The organism is Rhodanobacter sp. FW101-FHT13A11 (assembly GCF_058790335.1).
This window is the reverse complement of sequence record NZ_JBYTCN010000017.1, coordinates 17,120-33,638: the sequence shown is the minus strand read 5'-3', so window position 1 is coordinate 33,638 and position 16,519 is coordinate 17,120. Positions and strand designations below refer to the sequence as shown.

Annotated in this window: 20 protein-coding genes and 1 riboswitch; of the genes, 13 read left to right on the top strand and 7 right to left on the bottom strand. The window is 68.9% G+C overall.

All coding sequences use genetic code 11. From position 1 onward, the window contains the following. Positions 1-210: 210 nt before the first annotated feature. Positions 211-852: a response regulator gene (locus tag AC3WRN_RS15525; RefSeq protein ID WP_068097004.1), complete on the bottom strand. Its 642-nt coding sequence runs from the start codon at positions 850-852 to the stop codon at positions 211-213. Positions 853-957: 105 nt separating this feature from the next. Continuing rightward, positions 958-2,181 carry a sensor histidine kinase gene (locus AC3WRN_RS15520; RefSeq protein ID WP_068097007.1) on the bottom strand — a complete coding sequence of 408 codons (1,224 nt, stop codon included), beginning with the start codon at positions 2,179-2,181 and terminating at the stop codon, positions 958-960. A 192-nt stretch (positions 2,182-2,373) separates the two neighbouring features. Between AC3WRN_RS15520 and AC3WRN_RS15515 the strand changes: the two genes are divergently transcribed. The 6 genes from AC3WRN_RS15515 to AC3WRN_RS15490 all read left to right on the top strand — a co-directional run bounded on the left by AC3WRN_RS15515 (position 2,374) and on the right by AC3WRN_RS15490 (position 5,777). Further along, positions 2,374-2,994 (top strand): GNAT family N-acetyltransferase, encoded by a 621-nt coding sequence (locus AC3WRN_RS15515; RefSeq protein WP_068097010.1) that lies wholly within the window; start codon positions 2,374-2,376, stop codon positions 2,992-2,994. Then, positions 2,991-3,254 (top strand): hypothetical protein, encoded by a 264-nt coding sequence (locus tag AC3WRN_RS15510; protein ID WP_492623644.1) that lies wholly within the window; start codon positions 2,991-2,993, stop codon positions 3,252-3,254. The genes AC3WRN_RS15515 and AC3WRN_RS15510 overlap by 4 nt, the downstream gene beginning before the upstream one ends. Beyond that, positions 3,251-4,027, top strand: coding sequence for a septum site-determining protein MinC (gene minC, locus AC3WRN_RS15505; RefSeq protein WP_068097013.1), 777 nt, complete (start codon positions 3,251-3,253; stop codon positions 4,025-4,027). Before AC3WRN_RS15510 ends, minC begins: the two co-directional genes overlap by 4 nt. A 37-nt stretch (positions 4,028-4,064) precedes the next feature. Then, on the top strand, positions 4,065-4,880 hold the full coding sequence (gene minD / locus AC3WRN_RS15500; protein ID WP_068097016.1) for a septum site-determining protein MinD: 816 nt from the start codon (positions 4,065-4,067) through the stop codon (positions 4,878-4,880). Positions 4,881-4,885: 5 nt separating this feature from the next. Beyond that, positions 4,886-5,182: a cell division topological specificity factor MinE gene (gene minE / locus AC3WRN_RS15495; RefSeq protein ID WP_492623643.1), complete on the top strand. Its 297-nt coding sequence runs from the start codon at positions 4,886-4,888 to the stop codon at positions 5,180-5,182. Between the two features lie 91 nt (positions 5,183-5,273). Continuing rightward, positions 5,274-5,777: a hypothetical protein gene (locus AC3WRN_RS15490; protein WP_492623642.1), complete on the top strand. Its 504-nt coding sequence runs from the start codon at positions 5,274-5,276 to the stop codon at positions 5,775-5,777. Here the strand turns inward: AC3WRN_RS15490 and AC3WRN_RS15485 are convergent. Genes AC3WRN_RS15485 through AC3WRN_RS15475 form a run of 3 tightly spaced genes read right to left on the bottom strand, consistent with a single transcriptional unit; the run spans position 5,743 to position 7,489 of the window. Further along, entirely contained in the window at positions 5,743-6,153 is a 411-nt protein-coding gene (locus AC3WRN_RS15485; RefSeq protein ID WP_492623641.1) for a ChaB family protein, read from the bottom strand. The genes AC3WRN_RS15490 and AC3WRN_RS15485 overlap by 35 nt on opposite strands. Further along, positions 6,154-6,615, bottom strand: a complete 462-nt coding sequence (locus AC3WRN_RS15480) for a carboxymuconolactone decarboxylase family protein (protein ID WP_068097027.1) — start codon at positions 6,613-6,615, stop codon at positions 6,154-6,156. A gap of 34 nt (positions 6,616-6,649) precedes the next feature. Then, the gene (locus AC3WRN_RS15475; RefSeq protein ID WP_492623640.1) at positions 6,650-7,489 is read right to left on the bottom strand and encodes an isocitrate lyase/PEP mutase family protein; all 840 of its coding nucleotides are present in this window, start codon (positions 7,487-7,489) and stop codon (positions 6,650-6,652) included. 138 nt (positions 7,490-7,627) lie between these two features. Between AC3WRN_RS15475 and AC3WRN_RS15470 the strand changes: the two genes are divergently transcribed. Both AC3WRN_RS15470 and AC3WRN_RS15465 read left to right on the top strand, forming a co-directional pair. After that, on the top strand, positions 7,628-9,388 hold the full coding sequence (locus tag AC3WRN_RS15470) for a DUF885 domain-containing protein (protein WP_492623639.1): 1,761 nt from the start codon (positions 7,628-7,630) through the stop codon (positions 9,386-9,388). 110 nt (positions 9,389-9,498) lie between these two features. Beyond that, complete coding sequence (locus AC3WRN_RS15465; RefSeq protein ID WP_492623638.1) at positions 9,499-10,641, top strand: T6SS phospholipase effector Tle1-like catalytic domain-containing protein; 1,143 nt, start codon at positions 9,499-9,501, stop codon at positions 10,639-10,641. A gap of 15 nt (positions 10,642-10,656) precedes the next feature. Here AC3WRN_RS15465 and AC3WRN_RS15460 read toward each other — a convergent pair whose 3' ends face one another. Beyond that, a complete protein-coding gene (locus tag AC3WRN_RS15460; RefSeq protein WP_492623637.1) occupies positions 10,657-11,922 on the bottom strand; it encodes a multidrug effflux MFS transporter in 1,266 nt (421 codons plus the stop codon). Between the two features lie 88 nt (positions 11,923-12,010). Continuing rightward, positions 12,011-12,114, top strand: a riboswitch (Fluoride riboswitch). Between the two features lie 69 nt (positions 12,115-12,183). Between AC3WRN_RS15460 and crcB the strand changes: the two genes are divergently transcribed. The 5 genes from crcB (at position 12,184) to AC3WRN_RS15435 (ending at position 15,522) form a co-directional block, all read left to right on the top strand. After that, entirely contained in the window at positions 12,184-12,570 is a 387-nt protein-coding gene (gene crcB / locus AC3WRN_RS15455; protein ID WP_007507721.1) for a fluoride efflux transporter CrcB, read from the top strand. 14 nt (positions 12,571-12,584) lie between these two features. After that, positions 12,585-12,923, top strand: a complete 339-nt coding sequence (locus AC3WRN_RS15450; protein WP_492623636.1) for a DUF190 domain-containing protein — start codon at positions 12,585-12,587, stop codon at positions 12,921-12,923. Continuing rightward, positions 12,880-14,070 (top strand): cyclopropane fatty acyl phospholipid synthase, encoded by a 1,191-nt coding sequence (gene cfa / locus AC3WRN_RS15445; RefSeq protein ID WP_492623635.1) that lies wholly within the window; start codon positions 12,880-12,882, stop codon positions 14,068-14,070. Before AC3WRN_RS15450 ends, cfa begins: the two co-directional genes overlap by 44 nt. A 75-nt stretch (positions 14,071-14,145) precedes the next feature. Continuing rightward, positions 14,146-14,535, top strand: a complete 390-nt coding sequence (locus AC3WRN_RS15440; RefSeq protein ID WP_492623634.1) for a YciI family protein — start codon at positions 14,146-14,148, stop codon at positions 14,533-14,535. Positions 14,536-14,652: 117 nt separating this feature from the next. Beyond that, positions 14,653-15,522, top strand: a complete 870-nt coding sequence (locus tag AC3WRN_RS15435) for a TraB/GumN family protein (protein ID WP_492623633.1) — start codon at positions 14,653-14,655, stop codon at positions 15,520-15,522. Here the strand turns inward: AC3WRN_RS15435 and AC3WRN_RS15430 are convergent, their stop codons facing one another. Continuing rightward, on the bottom strand, positions 15,523-16,509 hold the full coding sequence (locus AC3WRN_RS15430) for an aldo/keto reductase (protein ID WP_492623632.1): 987 nt from the start codon (positions 16,507-16,509) through the stop codon (positions 15,523-15,525). Positions 16,510-16,519 lie beyond the last annotated feature (10 nt).

The window sequence follows — 16,519 nt, the reverse complement described above, 5'->3', positions numbered from 1 at the left end:
TTACGCCATACCTGAAGTGTCGCCCCGGCCGCCACACAGGCCTGCCGGGGGAATGTCCGGGGGGGCGTGGCGGGGGGTCGGCAAACGCCGAAGCAACGGATGTTACTTGCTCGCGGGCTGGAACGCCATCGGCCCGCGTCGACGGCTTCGCAGGGCCCGAAACGGGCCGCGGCAAGCCCGCGGATGGCCGGAACGCGGCCCCCGGCCGGCTCAGACGATGCCCATCTCCAGCGCCTTCAGCACGGCGCGCGTGCGGTCGCGCACGCCCAGCTTGGAGAGGATGTTGGAGACGTGGTTCTTCACCGTACCCTCGGCGACTTTCAGCGAGTTGGCGATTTCCTTGTTGCTGTAGCCGCCGGACAGCAGGCGCAGGATTTCGGTCTCGCGCTCGGTCAGCGGGTCGGGCTGCTCCAGGCTGGTGAACTGGTTCTGCATCCGCGCCACCCCGGCCATCAGGCGCTGGGTGACCATCGGCGCCACCAGCGAGCCGCCGCCGGCCACCGTGCGCACGGCCTCGACCAGCTGCTCCAGCGAGACATCCTTCAGCAGGTAGCCGCGCGCCCCGGCCTTGAGGCCCTGCAGCACCAGCTGGTCGTCGTCGAAGGTGGTCAGGATGATCGTCGGCGGCAGCTCGTTGCGGGCGGACAGCGCCTGCAGCACTTCCAGCCCGCTCATGTTCGGCATGCGCAGATCCAGCAGCACCACATCGGGCTTGATCCGCGGGATGTCGGCCACCGCCTGGGTGCCGTCGGCGCACTCGGCCACCACGCGGATGTCCTCGGCCAGGTCCAGCAGCGAGCGGACGCCCTGGCGCACCAGATTCTGGTCGTCGACGAGACAAACGGAAATCATCGCGGATCCTCGGGCAAACATGACTTAAGGAAGTGATGCTGACAGCCGGCGGGCCGGGCCGCTGCCGACGCCGGCGCATTTTCGCACGCCGCGCGGCCGCCAAGACTACGACACATTCAGCGCCGGCGGCTCAAACCGGGTCGGCGCGTGCGCCAGCGCGGCGTGCTCGCCCAGCGGCAGCCGCACGGTCAGCGCGAAACCCCGGCTCAGGCCGGTGTCCAGCGTCACGCTGCCGCCGAATTCGGCCAGCCGCTCGCGCATGCCGGCCAGCCCGTTGCCCGGCTCGACCTGCTCGGCGCCGCGGCCGTCGTCGCGCGCGTGCAGGCCGATCAGGTCGTCCCCGGCGTAGGCGAAGTTGAGCCACAGGTTGCGCGCGCCGGCGTGCCGGGCGGTATTGGTGATGATTTCCTGCGCGCAGCGCAGCAGCACCTGCGCGCGGCGCGGGTCCTCCACGCTGAAACGCGGCGGCATCACCACGTGCACGCTCAGGCCGGGCACGCCTTCGGCGAGGCTGCGCAATGCCTGGGTCAGGTCGATCGCGTCGTCCTGGCGCAGCTCGCTGACCACCTCGCGCACGTCGGCCAGCAGCAGCTTGGCCGTGCTCTGTGCCTTGCGCACGTGCGCATCGGCCGCCTCGTTGGTGAGGTGGCTGGCCACTTCCAGGTTCAGGCTCAACGCGGTCAGGTGATGGCCGATCAGGTCGTGCAGGTCGCGCGCGATGCGCATGCGCTCGGCGATCCGGCTGGATTCGGCCAGCAGCGCGCGGGTGGCCCGCAACTCGGCATTGAGCCGGCGCTGCACCTCGCGCTGCTCGGCCTGCTGGCTGGCCACGGTCGAGGTGATGAACACCAGCACCGAGATGCCCAGGTAGATGCTGGCCTGCAGGAAACCCAGCGCGACGCTGTGGTCGTACTCGGGGAACGTGGCGAAGACCGCCACCAGGCTCAGGTGCTGCAGCACCAGCCAGGACACCGCCAGCCAGAACGGCAGCAGCCACGGCAGCACCAGCGAGGCGACCACCATCAGCATCGCCGACAGGCCGCTGTGGCTGTACCAGCCCACCGCCACCGCCGCCGCGGTCATCAGGGCCAGCCCCAGCAGCTTCAGCACCGGGTAGCGGCGCGAGCCGAGGTTGCTGGTCAGCAGCCAGTACATCAGGCCGAAGATCAGGTAGCACAGCGTCCACAGCAGCAGCGAGAAGTTCGGCCGCTGCAGCTGGTTCAGTCGTTCGGTGGCCCAGTTGGTGATCAGCGGCGTGCCCACCGACAGGTAGGTGAAGAAGCCCGCGTAGCGGAGCAGGCGGATGTGGTTGAAGAAAGGCCAGCGCATGGCGGCATCATTGGCTTAACGCACATTCCGCGCAATGCGCGGGAAGTCATGGCCGCGGAGCCGCCCGCGGCTTTACGAAGCTTTTACATGTGCCCTTGCGAGATGTAAGGACCCCCGGCCGCATGTCATAATGGGCCATTGCGCGAGGCCGCCGGTCGACCTTGTCCCGATTCCACCATTGCGGAGCAACGAATGGCCCTTGCCATCCGCGACGTGCGCGAGCACGACCTGGATGCCGTACTGGCGCTCAACAACGCCGCCGGTCGCTCCATCCTCGCCCTCGATACCGCCCAGTTGCGCTACTTCTACGAGCACGCCGAGTATTTCCGCGTGGCCGAGATCGACGGCCACCTGGCCGGGTTCCTGATCGCGCTGCGCGAGGGCGGCGATTACGACAGCCCGAACTACCGCTGGTTCGCCGAACACTACCCGCAGTTCGTCTACATCGACCGCATCGCGATCGCGAACGCCTACCGCCGCCACGGCCTGGGCCGCATCTTCTACTGCGACGTGCACAGCTACGCCGAGGTGCGCGTGCCGCTGCTGACCTGCGAGGTATTCCTGGAGCCGCGCGACGACGTGGTGGTGTTGTTCCACGGCACCTATGGCTTCCAGGAAGTCGGCCAGCAGCGGATGGGCGAAGCCGGCCCGCAGGTCAGCCTGCTGGCCCGCGACCTGCCCAGCTACGCCTACGTGCGCGATACCTGGCTCGAGCACGGCGGCCTGCCCGACGTGCCCTGGCTGGCCGAGCGCGAACGCCCTTTCCTGCATGACTCCACCCCGCGCCGCCTCGCCGGAGAGCGGCGCCCATGAATGAGAGCCTGCTTTCATATTCCAAGTACCTCGCGTTGCGTCTGAGCGGCCGCCAGGTGGTAGTGCGCGGCGCAGCGCCTGACTGGCCGTCAGGTCAAGCCGCGCGCTGCCGCATGGCGGCCGCTCAGACGCAACCCGAAGGGCAGGGTCTGTTTGCCCGCATGGCCGCGTCATCACTCAGTCGTGTATCGGCATACACTCCTTCGCTCTTTCTTGCCCTGCGGGCAAACAGCTCACGGCGCGAGGCACTTGGAATATGAAAGCAGGCTCTGCAACAGATGTCGCCGACGCCTGCGACCTGCGCTTCGGCCAGGTCGGCATTGCCTGCGTGCGCGTGCGCCGGGTCGACGCCGCCGCGTTGTGCGACGAACTCGAGCGCCGTGTGCGCGCCGCCCCGCAGATGTTCGCCCGCGCCGCGGTGGTGCTGGACCTGAGCCATCTGCTCAACCTGCCCGACGACGGCGCCGTCGACGCGCTGCTTGAGGCGGTGCGCAGCGCCGGCATGCTGCCGGTGGGCCTGGCCTACGGCACCAGCGAGACCGAGGCGCTGGCCAGGCGCATGGGCCTGCCGCTGATCGCCAAGTTCCGTGCCGCCTATGAGCCGGCCCAGAGCGGCCCGCTCGCCGCCGAACCCGCCCCGCGCGCCGAGCCCGCCCCGGCGGTGCAGCGCGAGCCGATCCTGTCCGCGCCGCCGCCCGGCAGCATGCAGGGCGCCCTGCACCATGCCGGTTCGGTGCGCTCGGGCCAGCAGGTCTATGCGCGCGACCGCGACCTGATCGTCACCGGCGCCGTCGCCAACGGCGCCGAGGTGATCGCCGACGGCAACATCCACATCTACGGCGGCCTGCGCGGCCGCGCCATGGCCGGCGCGCAGGGCGACGGCAAGGCGCGCATCTTCGTCTCCGACTTCCGTGCCGAACTGGTGGCGATCGCCGGGCAATACCGGGTATTCGAACAGATCCCCCGCGACCTCGAGGGCCGGTCCGTGCAATGCTGGCTCGAAGGCGACAAGCTGTTGATCGCCAGGCTGTAACCACCTACAACAAGAACAATCATGCGGAGATGGGCCCTTGACTGCTGAGATTATCGTTGTCACCTCCGGCAAAGGCGGCGTCGGCAAGACGACGACCAGCGCCTCCCTCGCCACCGGTCTGGCCATGGCCGGCAAGAAGGTCGCCGTGATCGACTTCGACGTCGGCCTGCGCAACCTCGACCTGATCATGGGCTGCGAGCGGCGCGTGGTGTACGACTTCGTCAACGTCGTGCACGGCGAAGCCACGCTGAAGCAGGCGCTGATCAAGGACAAGCGCCACGACAACCTGTTCGTGCTGGCCGCCAGCCAGACCCGCGACAAGGACGCGCTGACCCAGGAAGGCGTCGAGAAGGTGCTCGACGGCCTGTCCGAGGACGGCTTCGACTACGTCGTCTGCGACTCCCCGGCCGGCATCGAGAAGGGCGCCCACCTGGCGATGTACTTCGCCGACCACGCGGTGGTGGTGGTCAATCCCGAGGTTTCCTCGGTGCGCGACTCCGACCGCATCCTCGGCCTGCTCGCCAGCAAGACCCGGCGCGCGGAGAAGGATGAGAGCCCGGTCACCCAGCACCTGCTGCTGACCCGCTACAACCCGGCGCGCGTGGCGATCGGCGAGATGCTCAGCGTGAAGGACGTCGAGGAGATCCTCGGCATCGAGGTGGTCGGCGTGATCCCCGAGTCGGAGAACGTGCTGACCGCTTCCAACAACGGCATCCCGGTGATCGTCGATGCCACGTCACAGGCCGGCCAGGCCTACAGCGACACCGTGGCCCGCATCCTCGGCGAAGAGCGCCCCCTGCGCTTCATCGACGTGCCCAAGAAGGGCTTCCTGCAGCGCGTGTTCGGAGGTTGATCGCGATGGGTATCCTTGATTTCCTGAAGCGCAAGCCCGAGGCCACCGCCACGGTGGCACGGGAACGCCTGCGCATCATCGTGGCCCAGGAGCGCTCCACTCGCGGCGCGCCGGACTACCTGCCGATGATGCGCAACGAACTGCTCGAAGTGATCAAGAAATACGTTCACGTCGACCTCGACGCGATCAGCATCAACTTCGAGCGCGATAGCGGCCACGAAATCCTCGAGCTATCGGTCACCCTGCCGGAAGGCAAGCAGCCCGCCAAGAGCGAAACCAAGGGCGAAGCCAAGACCGGCTGAGCCCCGCGCTTCCGGTCGTTTTCGGGCGGGCGGCCTGGCGTCGCCCGGCCTCCTTTACCACTGAAACCACCTGCGCCCGCCGCGCACGCCCATGCACCCCGACATCCCTCCTGCCTCCGGCGACCCGGCCAGCACCGTGCTGCGCGTGGGCCAGATCGGATTCGAGGCACCCGCCGCCCTGCTCGCCCGCTTCGGCCTGCAGCTCCGGCGCGTGCCCGCCGGCGAGCCGATTCCCGGCAGCTTCTGGGGCGATCAGGAAGCCGGCATCATCGGCACCACCGTCTACGCCCGCGACGACACCCCGGTGCACTCGCTGCTGCACGAGGCCGGCCACCTGATCGTGCTGCCGCCGGAAAGACGTCCAGACGTCCATACCGACGCCACCGACTCGATCGAGGAAGAGGACGCCACCTGCTGCCTGCAGATCGTGCTGGCCGACGAACTGCCCGGTGTCGGCAGCGCACGGCTGATGGCCGACATGGATGCCTGGGGCTACACGTTCCGGCTCGGCTCGGCCCGCGCGTGGTTCGAGCAGGACGCGGAGAACGCCCGGGCTTTCCTCAAGGCGCGCGGCCTACCTCACGCTGCGTCCTGACGGCTCCCGATTCCGGCTGCTTCGCGCGCCAGTCGCCGTCTCCGCCCTTGCTGTACTTCTTCCTCACCGCCGCCCAGGCCACCTTGTGCGCAACCTCCTCGTGCGACTCCTCGCCGCGGCGCTGGTGGCGGTCGGCGTACTCCTTCCAGGCGTTGTTGAACGCTTCCTTGTAGATCTCCTGCGCATGCTGCGGCAGGTGGCCTGCGGACGCTGTCGGGCAGTTCGCTGATGGTGCGGTATGGCATGGCGACTCTCCGGCGGAAACGAGGCCCCACCTTGGCAACCACGTGGTCCAGCCATCGCCAAGGCCGCATCGCCGCCGCGTGAACGCGCCGCCGGCATTCAGCTCCAGCGGCGCGAAGTCCCGCGCCGGCACTCAGCCCGCGGATTTCGGCCGGTAGCTGCCCACGTCCGCGCGGAAACCGATCGCCAGGCGATTCCAGCCGTTGATCGTGATGATGGCCAGGGTGAGGTCGACCATCGCCTTGTCGTCGAAATGCGCGCGCACCTCGTCGTACAGCGCATCGGGCAACTCGTTCGCGGACACCAGGGTGACCGCCTCGGCCCAGGCCAGCGCGGCACGCTCGCGCGCCGAGTAGAACGGCGCCTCGCGCCACGCCGCCAATACGTGCAGGCGCTGCTCGGTCTCGCCGGCGGCGCGCGCGTCCTTGCTGTGCATGTCCAGGCAGTACGCGCAACCGTTGATCTGCGACACGCGCATCTTCACCAGCTCGATCAGCGAATGCTCCAGGCCCGAGCCGTGCACGTACGTTTCCAGGCCCAGCATGGCCTTCAGGCCATTGGGTGCCGCCTTGCGATAATCGATACGCTTGCTCATTGCAGACTCCTCGGTGACAAACTGCATGCATCGCTCAGGCCGGCTCGAACAGCCGCTGCGCGTCCGCGTAGGCGAAACCCGCTGCCAGGCCGTCGAAGCGGCCGCTTTCCTGCATGGCGACCGCCGCCCGGTCGACCGCCGCCAGCGCCAGCGTGGCGAAACGCGTGGCCGTGCTGACGCGGGCGACGCCGAGCCGCGCAAGCTCGGCCAGGCCCGGCACGCCGGGGCCGGCGGCCACGTTGACCGGCGCGTCGATCGCCTGCACCAGCGCCGCCAGCGTGGCGCCATCGGCAAGTCCGATCGGGTAGATGCAATCCGCGCCCGCGGCCAGGTACGCCTTTGCGCGCTGCACCGCGTCGGCCAGGCGCGGCGCGGCGGCGCCTTCCTCGTGCTGCATCCAGTTGTCCACCCGCGCGTTGATCACGATCGGCACGCCGGCGGCATCCGCCGCCTCGCGTGCCGCCCGCACCCGCGCGGCAGCGACGGCCGGGGGCCGCAACGCGCCGTGGCCCGGCGCGCCGTCCTCGATATTGACGCCGACGGCGCCGGCCGCGATCACCGCACGCACGGTGGCGGCCACCTGCGCCGGCGTCTCGCCATAGCCGGTCTCGATGTCCGCCGTCACCGGCAGGTCGACCACCCGCGTCATCCGCGCGATCGCCGCCAGCACCTCGGCCAGCGGCGCCCGTTCGCCATCGGCATAACCGAGCGACCAGGCCATGCCGGCGCTGGTGGTGGCGATCGCGGCAAACCCGCGGCGCGCGAACAGCCGCGCACTGCCTGCATCCCAGGCGTTCGGCAACAGCAGGATCGTCGAGCGATCGTGCATCCTGCGCAGCGCCTGCGCCCGGTCGACCTGCACCTGCTTGTCCATCCTTCCGGCCCTGGCCCGCCGACGGCGGCGAAACACGAAGCGTACGCCGCTTGCGCTCCATGTGAAAACCACAGAAGAATGACCGCCTCCAACGCCGGCGCCGCCGGGCCCGCGACACATCCCCGACAGAGAACAATCATGGCCAGAACCGCGCGTATCCTGATCGGCCTCGTCGCCGCACTGACGCTGGGCAGCGCCACGGCGGCCGCCGCCGACAGCGCCGCCGCGGACCAGGCCTTCATGCACCTGGCCGACGGCTACTTCGACAGCTACTACTTCCCGGCCAACCCCTCCACTGCCACCATCGACGGCATCCACGCCTACGACGACAAGCTCGAGGGCTACTCGCGCGCTGACATCGAGGCCAACGTCAAGGCGCTCAGGCAATGGGAGCGGCGCGTGGCGGCAGTCGATCCCGCGCCGCTGGGCGAACGCACGCGCGGGGACCGCGAGCTGCTGCTGAACAACATCCGCAGCACCCTGCTGACGCTGGAGACGATCCGTCCGTGGCAGAAAAACCCGGACATCTATTCCAGCGGCATCACCAGCAGCGCGTTCACCCTAATGGAGCGCAAGTTCGCCCCGCCGGGAACCCGCCTGCGCGCACTGATCGCGCGCGAGCGGCTGATGCCGGCGGCGCTCGACGCGGCGCGCCGGAATCTCGACAACCCGCCGAAGGTCTACGTGCAGATCGCGCTGGAGCAGCTGCCCGGACTGGTGCAGTTCTTCCGGAGCGACGTGCCGGCGGCCTTCGCCACGGTCACCGACGCCGAGCTGAAGCGGCAGCTCGCCGCCAGCAACGCCGCCGTGATCAAGGCGCTCGAGGATTACCAGGCATGGCTGAAGAGCGACGTGCTGCCGGGCGCGCACGGCGACTTCCGCATCGGCGCCGCCGCGTTCCGCGACAAGCTGAAGTACGACGAGATGGTCAGCCTGCCGCTGGACCGGCTGCTCGCCATCGACATGGCCGACCTACGCCGGAACCAGCGCCGCTTCGCCGAGGTGGCCCACCAGCTCGACCCGGCCAAGACTCCGCGCCAGGTGCTCGCCGAACTCGGCTCCGACTACCCGCCCCCGGACAAGCTCCTCGACAGCTTCCGAGCCACCTTCGACCACCTGACCGCCTTCATCCGGCAGAAGCGGATCATCACGATTCCCTCGGACGTGCGGCCGATCGTGGAGGAAACCCCGCCGTTCATGCGTGCCACCACGTTCGCCTCGATGGACACGCCCGGGCCGTACGAGACCGTCGCCAAGGAGGCCTACTTCAACGTCACCCTGCCCGAGCCCGGCTGGAGCAGCCAGCGCACGCAGGAGTTCATGGCGCAGTTCAACTACCCGGTGATCAGCTCCGTCGCCACCCACGAGGCCTATCCCGGCCACTACATCCAGTTCCTGTGGATGCAGCGCCTCGATGACCGCGTGCGCAAGCTGCTCGGCGCCAACACCAACGTCGAGGGCTGGGCGCACTACTGCGAGCAGATGATGCTGGACGAGGGGCTGGCGCAATTCGAGTTCCCGCACGACCGGCGCCAGCAGCTGCTGCTGCGGCTCGGCCAGCTGCAGGATGCCCTGCTGCGCAACGCGCGCTTCGTGGTCGGCATCAAGCTGCACACCGGCCAGATGACGATGGACCAGGCGATCGACTTCTTCGTCAACGAGGGTTACCAGTCGCGCGCGGTCGGCGAGGTCGAGACCAGGCGCGGCACGGCCGACCCCACCTACCTGTACTACACGCTGGGCAAGCTGCAGATCCTGAAGCTGCGCGCCGACCTCGAGGCGCGGCAGGGCAAGGACTTCAACCTGACGGCGTTCCACGACGGCTTCATGCAGCAGGGTTTCGCGCCGATCAGCATCGTGCGCCGGGCGATGCTGCACGACGACTCGCCCACCCTGTAGGGATACCGCCGCTCCGGTCACGGTTGCCGCCGATGCCGTTCGCGCGGCACTGGCCGTGCGCGGCCGCACGGCCTAGAGTCGGTGCGGACGAACGGACGACGGAGGGCGCCATGGCCACGCGCAGGCTCGTGCTGCTGTTCGACGGCACCTGGAACAAGCCCGAATCGAACACCAACGTGGAACGCCTGCGCCGGCTGGTGGCGCCGCGCGACGACGACGGCAACGCGCAGCTGGTCAACTACATCCCCGGCGTGGGCGTGAAGCCCGGCCTGGCCCACCTGCTCGGCGGCGCGTTCGGCTACGGCCTGTCCGGCAACGTGCTCGATGGCTACCGCTGGCTGTGCGAGACCTGGCAGCCCGGCGACCTGCTCTACCAGTTCGGCTTCAGCCGCGGCGCCTATACCGCGCGCAGCCTGGGCGGGCTGATCCGCAAGTGCGGCCTGCTCCGCTGCAGCGCCCGCGGCAACGTGGCCAAGGCCGACGTCGCCGCCGCCTACGATTTCTACCGCGATACCGGCAGCAAGCCCGACGACCCGGCCGCGGCGGCATTCCGCGCCAGCCATTCGGTCGTGATCGACATCCACTTCATCGGCGTGTGGGATACCGTCGGCTCGCTCGGCATCCCCGGCACCGCCTCGTGGTTTCCCTATGCACGCAAGCGCTACCAGTTCCACGACACCGAACTCAGCAAGATCGTGAAATACGCCTACCAGGCGCTGGCGCTGGACGAGCACCGCGCCGACTTCGCGCCCACGGTGTGGACGCGCAACCCGTACACGGTGAAGCCCGGCGAGACGCTGACCTCGAAGAAGATCGAGCAGATCGAGATCGAGCAGCGCTGGTTCATCGGCTCGCACTCCGACGTCGGCGGCGGCAACGAGCGCGACGGCGCCGGCCGCCGGCCCGACCCGCTGCCCGACCTGCCGCTGGCGTGGCTGCAGCACAAGGCGATCGGCGCCGGCCTGGGCTGCAGCGAACTGCTGCTGCCCGCGGCCGACGCCGACAGCGGCGTGCCGCGCAATTCGTACAGGGAGTTCATGGACGGCATCTACAAGGAGTTCAAGCCGCCGTTCGACCGCCTGCTGGGCACCGGCGTCAACGAGAAGATCGACGCCTCGGTGTGGCAGCGCTGGCTCGCCGACGGCAGCTACCGTTCGCCGCCGCTGGTCCGGGCGCTGGCCGATGCCTCCGTGCTGATATCGGCGGACTCGGGGCTGCCCGTCGCGGCGCCCGCGCCGCCCTCGCCTGCCTGACCCGGCCCGCCCCTTTCAGCGCGGTTCGGCGATCTCCGCCTGCATCGCCGCCGTCCCGGTGTCGGCCAGCGGCCGCTCCAGCGGCCGGCGCGTGACGCAGTGATACCACCACCACGCCAGCACGCCGGCCAGGGTCAACGCCGACGCGCCCAGCGCCAGGTGCAGCATGCTTGCCGACAGCAGCGGCGACATCACCCCGGCCACGAAACTGCACAGCATCAGGCTGGCGAACGCCTGTACCGAGGAAATCCCGCCGCGATGGTGCGGGAAGCGATCCAGCAGCAGCAGCGTGAGGGTTGGGAACGCCAGCTGCACGCCGATGCCGTGCAGGATCAGCGGCAGCATCGACCACGGCAGCCGCGGCGCGGGGAGCAGGAGCGCGAGCAGCAGGTGCGCCGCGCACGCCAGCAGCATCACCGCGTAGCCCAGGCTCACCGTGAACTTCGCGCTGTGCCGCTCCGCCATCCGCCCCGACAGCCAGGCGCCGCCGATCAGGCCGCTGACCACCGGCAGGAACAGCCACGGAAAGCCCTGCGCCGACAGCTGCAGCAGCTCGCGCACGATGCGCGGCGCCGAGGCGATGTACAGGAACAGCCCGGCGAAATTGACCGAGCTGGAAACCAGCAGCGGCCAGAACGGCCGGTCGCGGCCGAACGAGAGGTAGCCGGCCAGCAGCGGCCGCGGCGCAAATTGCGTACGACGCGCCGGCGGATGGGTCTCGTCCAGGAACAGCTGCAGGGCCAGCGCTAGCAGCACGGTGAACCCGGCCAGCAGCCAGAAGATGCCGTGCCAGCCGCCCAGCGACAGCAGCAAGGCGCCGACCATCGGCGCGATCACCGGCGCCACCCCGAAGATCATCATCACCTGCGACATCAGCCGTTGTGCGGCCGGCCCTTCGAGGCTGTCGCGGATCACCGCCCGCCCCACCACCAGCCCGGCGCCGGCGCACATGCCCTGCAGGCCGCGGCAGGCCAGCAGCATCGCGAACGAGGTGGACAGCGCCGCGCCCACCGACGCCAGCGCATACACCAGCATGCCGGCGACGATCACCGGCTTGCGCCCGACCGCATCGGAGATCGCGCCGTGGAACAGGCTCATCGCGGCATAGGTGACCAGGTACACGCTGATCAGCTGCTGCAGCGCTGCGGCGTCCACGCCGAAGCGCGCGCCGACCAGCGGGAACGCCGGGAACACCGCATCGATCGAGAACGGCCCGATCATCGACAGCGCGGCCAGCAGCCACGGCAGGCTGCGGCGCACGGGACGATGGGCTGGGTTCATGGCGGCACGGTTGCTGCGAGGGGACCGCGCAGTATAGGGCCGCCACGCATGGCCGCGCTTGACGATCGACCAGGCCGATCCATTAGGATGGCCGCTCGGAGATGGCATGCCTCCCGTTCCGGTACCTTCGGATGCGCCGGGACAAACCGCTACTCGTGATCCCGCGTTGAAGCTGATGATGCCTGCACCTCCGGTTCCCGGCGGCGCAGGCATGCCTGCCGCCGCGGCAGCCGGACACTTTCACTGTCGGGAGGCACGCACGTGGGCTTGAACGGATTTGTGGCAATCGGCATCGGCGGCGCCCTGGGCTGCTGGCTACGCTGGGGACTGGGCGTGCTGCTCAACCCCGTATTCCCCACCCTGCCGCTGGGCACGCTGGCGGCGAACCTCGTCGGCGGCCTGCTGATGGGCTGCGTGATGGGCCTGTTCGACCACTTCCAGGCGCTGTCGCCGGCGCTGCGGCTGTTCGTGTTCACCGGCTTCCTCGGCGGGCTGACCACGTTCTCCACCTTCTCGGCCGAGTCGGCCACCTTGCTGCTGCGCCAGCAATACCTGTGGTTCAGCGGCCACGTGGCCGTGCACGTGGCCGGCTCGCTGGCGATGACCGTGCTCGGCATCGCCCTCACCCGCAGTCTCTTGCGCCACTGAACGGGGAGCACCGCATGAACCAGGAAATCCTGCAGCACGGCGTGCACCTGTACTTCTACTGCCACTCGCGCGCGAAGCACGACGGCATGCTGCTGTCCGAATGGCTGCTGGAACAGGCCAGGGCGCATGGCCTGGGCGGCGGCTCGGTGTTCCGCGCGATCGCCGGCTTCGGCCGGCACGGCGTGCTGCACGAGGAGCAATTCTTCGAGCTGGCCGACGACCTGCCGGTCAGGGTCGAGTTCCTGCTGCGCGAGGAACAGGCCGACGTGCTGCTGCAGCTGGTGCGCAGCGCCGGCGTCGACGCGACGTATGCATACTCGCCGGCAAGCTTTGCGGTACTGGGCGGACACTGACCACGGATCAATCCATGACGAGGCGCGCATGAGCCAGGACGACCTGAAGAACCGTGCCAGCGAACTGCTCGAACAAGCCGGCATCCGCATCGACGGCGATGCCCCGACCGACCTGCGCGTGCACGACGAGCGCCTGTATGCGCGCGTGTTCGCGCACGGCTCGCTGGGCCTGGGCGAGGCCTACATGGACGGCTGGTGGGACGCCGACGACCTGCCCGCGATGTGCACCCGCCTGCTCACGGCCGGGCTGGACCAGGAACTGAAGACGCTCGACACCCTGCTCGCCCACCTCAAGGCGCGCTTCATCAACCTGCAGCGCGGCGAGCGCGCGTTCGAGATCGGCAAGGCCCACTACGACCTCGGCAACGACCTGTTCCACGCCATGCTGGGCAAGCGCCTGGTGTATTCCTGCGGCTACTGGGCCAAGGCCAGCAACCTCGACGACGCGCAGGCGGCCAAGCTCGACCTGATCTGCCGCAAGCTGCAGCTGAAGACCGGCCAGCGCGTGCTGGACATCGGCTGCGGCTGGGGCGAGGCGCTGAAGTACGCGGCCGAACGCTACGGCGTCGAGGGCGTCGGCATCACCGTGTCGCAGCAGCAGGCCGATTACGCGCGCGAGCTGTGCGCCGGCCTGCCGATCGAGATCCGCCTGCAGGACTACCGCGAGGTCGACGAACGGTTCGACGCGGTGTATTCGATCGGCATGTTCGAGCACGTCGGCGGCAAGAACTACCGCACCTACTTCGAGACCGTGCGCCGCTGCCTGAAGGACAACGGCCTCTCGCTGCTGCACTGCATCGGCAGCAACGGCGCACCGGCGCAGCCCGATCCGTGGATCGAGAAGTACATCTTCCCGAACTCGATGATCCCCGCCGCCAGCCAGGTCGCCGCCGCGCTGGAGGACCTTTTCGTGGTCGAGGACTGGCACAACTTCGGCACCGACTACGACCGCACCCTGACCGCCTGGCGCGCCAACGTCGAAGCGGCATGGCCCAGCCTGCCGGCCAGCTACGACGAACGCTTCCGCCGCATGTGGCGCTACTACCTCGCCGTCTCCGCCGCGGTGTTCCGCAGCCGCCGCGACCAGTTGTGGCAGCTCACCCTGAGCCCGCGCGGCGTGCCCGGCGGCTACCGCGCGCCGCGCTGAAACCGCTGCTCGCTGGAGCCCGGTTTTTGCGGCAGCGTATCCGCCAACACGACGCAAATCCAACGGAAGCGAACCATGAATCAGAAAGAAAACCCACTTTCCGAATACCTCATCCTCTCCCGCGGCCAATGGGACAAGGACGCCTCGCGCGAAGATATCCAGCACGCGATCGACCGGTTCTACGCATGGTACGACCGGCTGGTGGGCGAGGGCAGGATCGGGCCCGGGCATCGGCTGGCGCGCGAGGGCAAGGTGGTATCGCGGCAAGCGACCACGGACGGCCCGTTTGCGGAAACCAAGGAAGTGGTCGGCGGCTACTGGTTCATCCGCGCGAACAGCCTGGAGGAAGCGGCGCGCATCGCGGCGGAAAACCCATGCCTGGCCCATGGCCTGGCCTGCGAGGTGCGGCCGCTCGATCCGACGCGCGCCACCGCGTTCGCGCTGGCCAACGAAACCCCGACATAAACCCTGCGGACAGCACGGCGCCGGCAGCGGGCCCTTTCCACCCTCCGGGGCAAAGGGCCGGCTCCGTTCGAACCAAGCGGATTGCACTGCCACGCGCTTGCCGCAACACTCGCCGGCATGAGACGCCTGCTCGCCCGCATCGCCACCTGCCTGTTCCTGCTGCTGCCGCCGGCGGCCGTCGCCCATCCCGCGTTGTGGGTGGTGAAGGACGCCGACACCACGATCTACCTGTTCGGCACCGTGCACCTGCTGCCGAACGACGCCAGCTGGCATTACCCGGCGCTGGACCGCGCGCTCTCGGACAGCCAGACGCTGTACATCGAGCTGGTCGACGACGATGCGGCGAACATGGCCGCGCTGGTGCTGCGCCACGGCATGGACCCGGCGCACCCGCTGTCGACCCAGCTCGGCGAGGCGGATGCGCAGCGGCTGCGCATCCTCGCGAACAAGGCCGGCGTACCCGGCGGCATGCAGACGCTGGACATGATGCGTCCGTGGCTGGCCGCGCTGACGCTCACCGTATCGCCGCTGCTGAAGGCCGGACTCGATCCGGCGCATGGCGTGGACAAGCAGCTGAAGGCGCAGGTGTCCGCCGTCGGCAAGCCGGTGCTGGGGCTGGAAACCGCCGAGCAGCAGATTCGCCTGCTCGCCGACATGCCGCGCGCCGTGGAGCTGGACTTCCTGCGCTCGACCATGCGCGAGGCTGCGGACGACTCGGCCAAACTCACCGAACTGATCGACGCCTGGAAGGCCGGCGACGTGAACGCCATCGCCCGCATCGGCAACGATGACATGCGCCAGCGCGAGCCGAAGCTCTACCAACGGCTGCTGGTGCAGCGCAATCAGGTCTGGGCGGCCAAGATCGCCGCGATGCTGCAACAACCTGGTACTGTCTTCATCGCCGTCGGCGCGGCGCATCTGGCAGGGCCGGACAGCGTGCAGGCGCGACTGGAATCGCTGGGCGTACCGGTCGAACGCCTGCCCTGATCAGTCGATGCCCGCGACGGCATGCGGTACGTATGGCGCCTCGAGCGCGGCGATTTCCGCCGGCGGCAAACTGACCGACAACGCCGCCACCGCTTCTTCCAAATGGTGGGGCTTGGTCGCGCCAACGATCGGCGCGGTGACCGCGGACTGGTGTAGCAACCACGCCAACGCCACCTGCGCGCGCGGTACGCCGAGCCGCGCGGCGACCTCGCCGACGCGATCCACCACGGCCTTATCCGCCGCCTTGCTCGCGGCATACACACCATCACCCCACGGATCGGAGCCGCCGCGCGCGGTGCTCGGCGCGTCCTCCCACGCCCGTGCCAGCCGACCGCGCGCCAGCGGGCTCCACGGCACCACGCCGATGCCCTGGTCAGCGCACAGCGCCAGCATCTCGCGCTCTTCCTCGCGGTACAGCAGGTTGCAGTGCGGCTGCATCGAGACGAAACGCGTCCAGCCGTGCAGGTCGGCGGTGTACAGCGCCTTGGCGAACTGCCACGCCATCATTGACGAGGCGCCGAGGTAGCGCGCCTTGCCAGCCTTCACCACGTCATGCAGCGCCTCCAGCGTCTCCTCGATCGGCGTGACGTCGTCCCAGCGATGGATCTGGTATAGGTCGACGTAATCGGTACCGAGCCGGCGCAGGCTGGCGTCGATCTCGGTCATGATCGCCTTGCGCGACAGGCCGCCGCCATTCGCGTCACCGCGCATCGGATAGAACACCTTGGTGGCGATGACCACCTCCTCGCGTCGGGCGAAATCGCGCAGCGCGCGCCCCAGCACCAGCTCGCTGTCGCCCTTGGAGTACATGTTTGCCGTATCGAAATAATTGATGCCTAGCTCGAGCGCACGCCGGATAAACGGCCGGCCGTGCTCCTCGTCCAGAGTCCATGGCCTCTCTTTGGTGGGTGTTACCGAATAGCTCATGCATCCGAGGCAGATGCGCGAGACCTTGAGGCCCGACTTGCCCAGATTGATGTAGTCCATCGCGAATCCT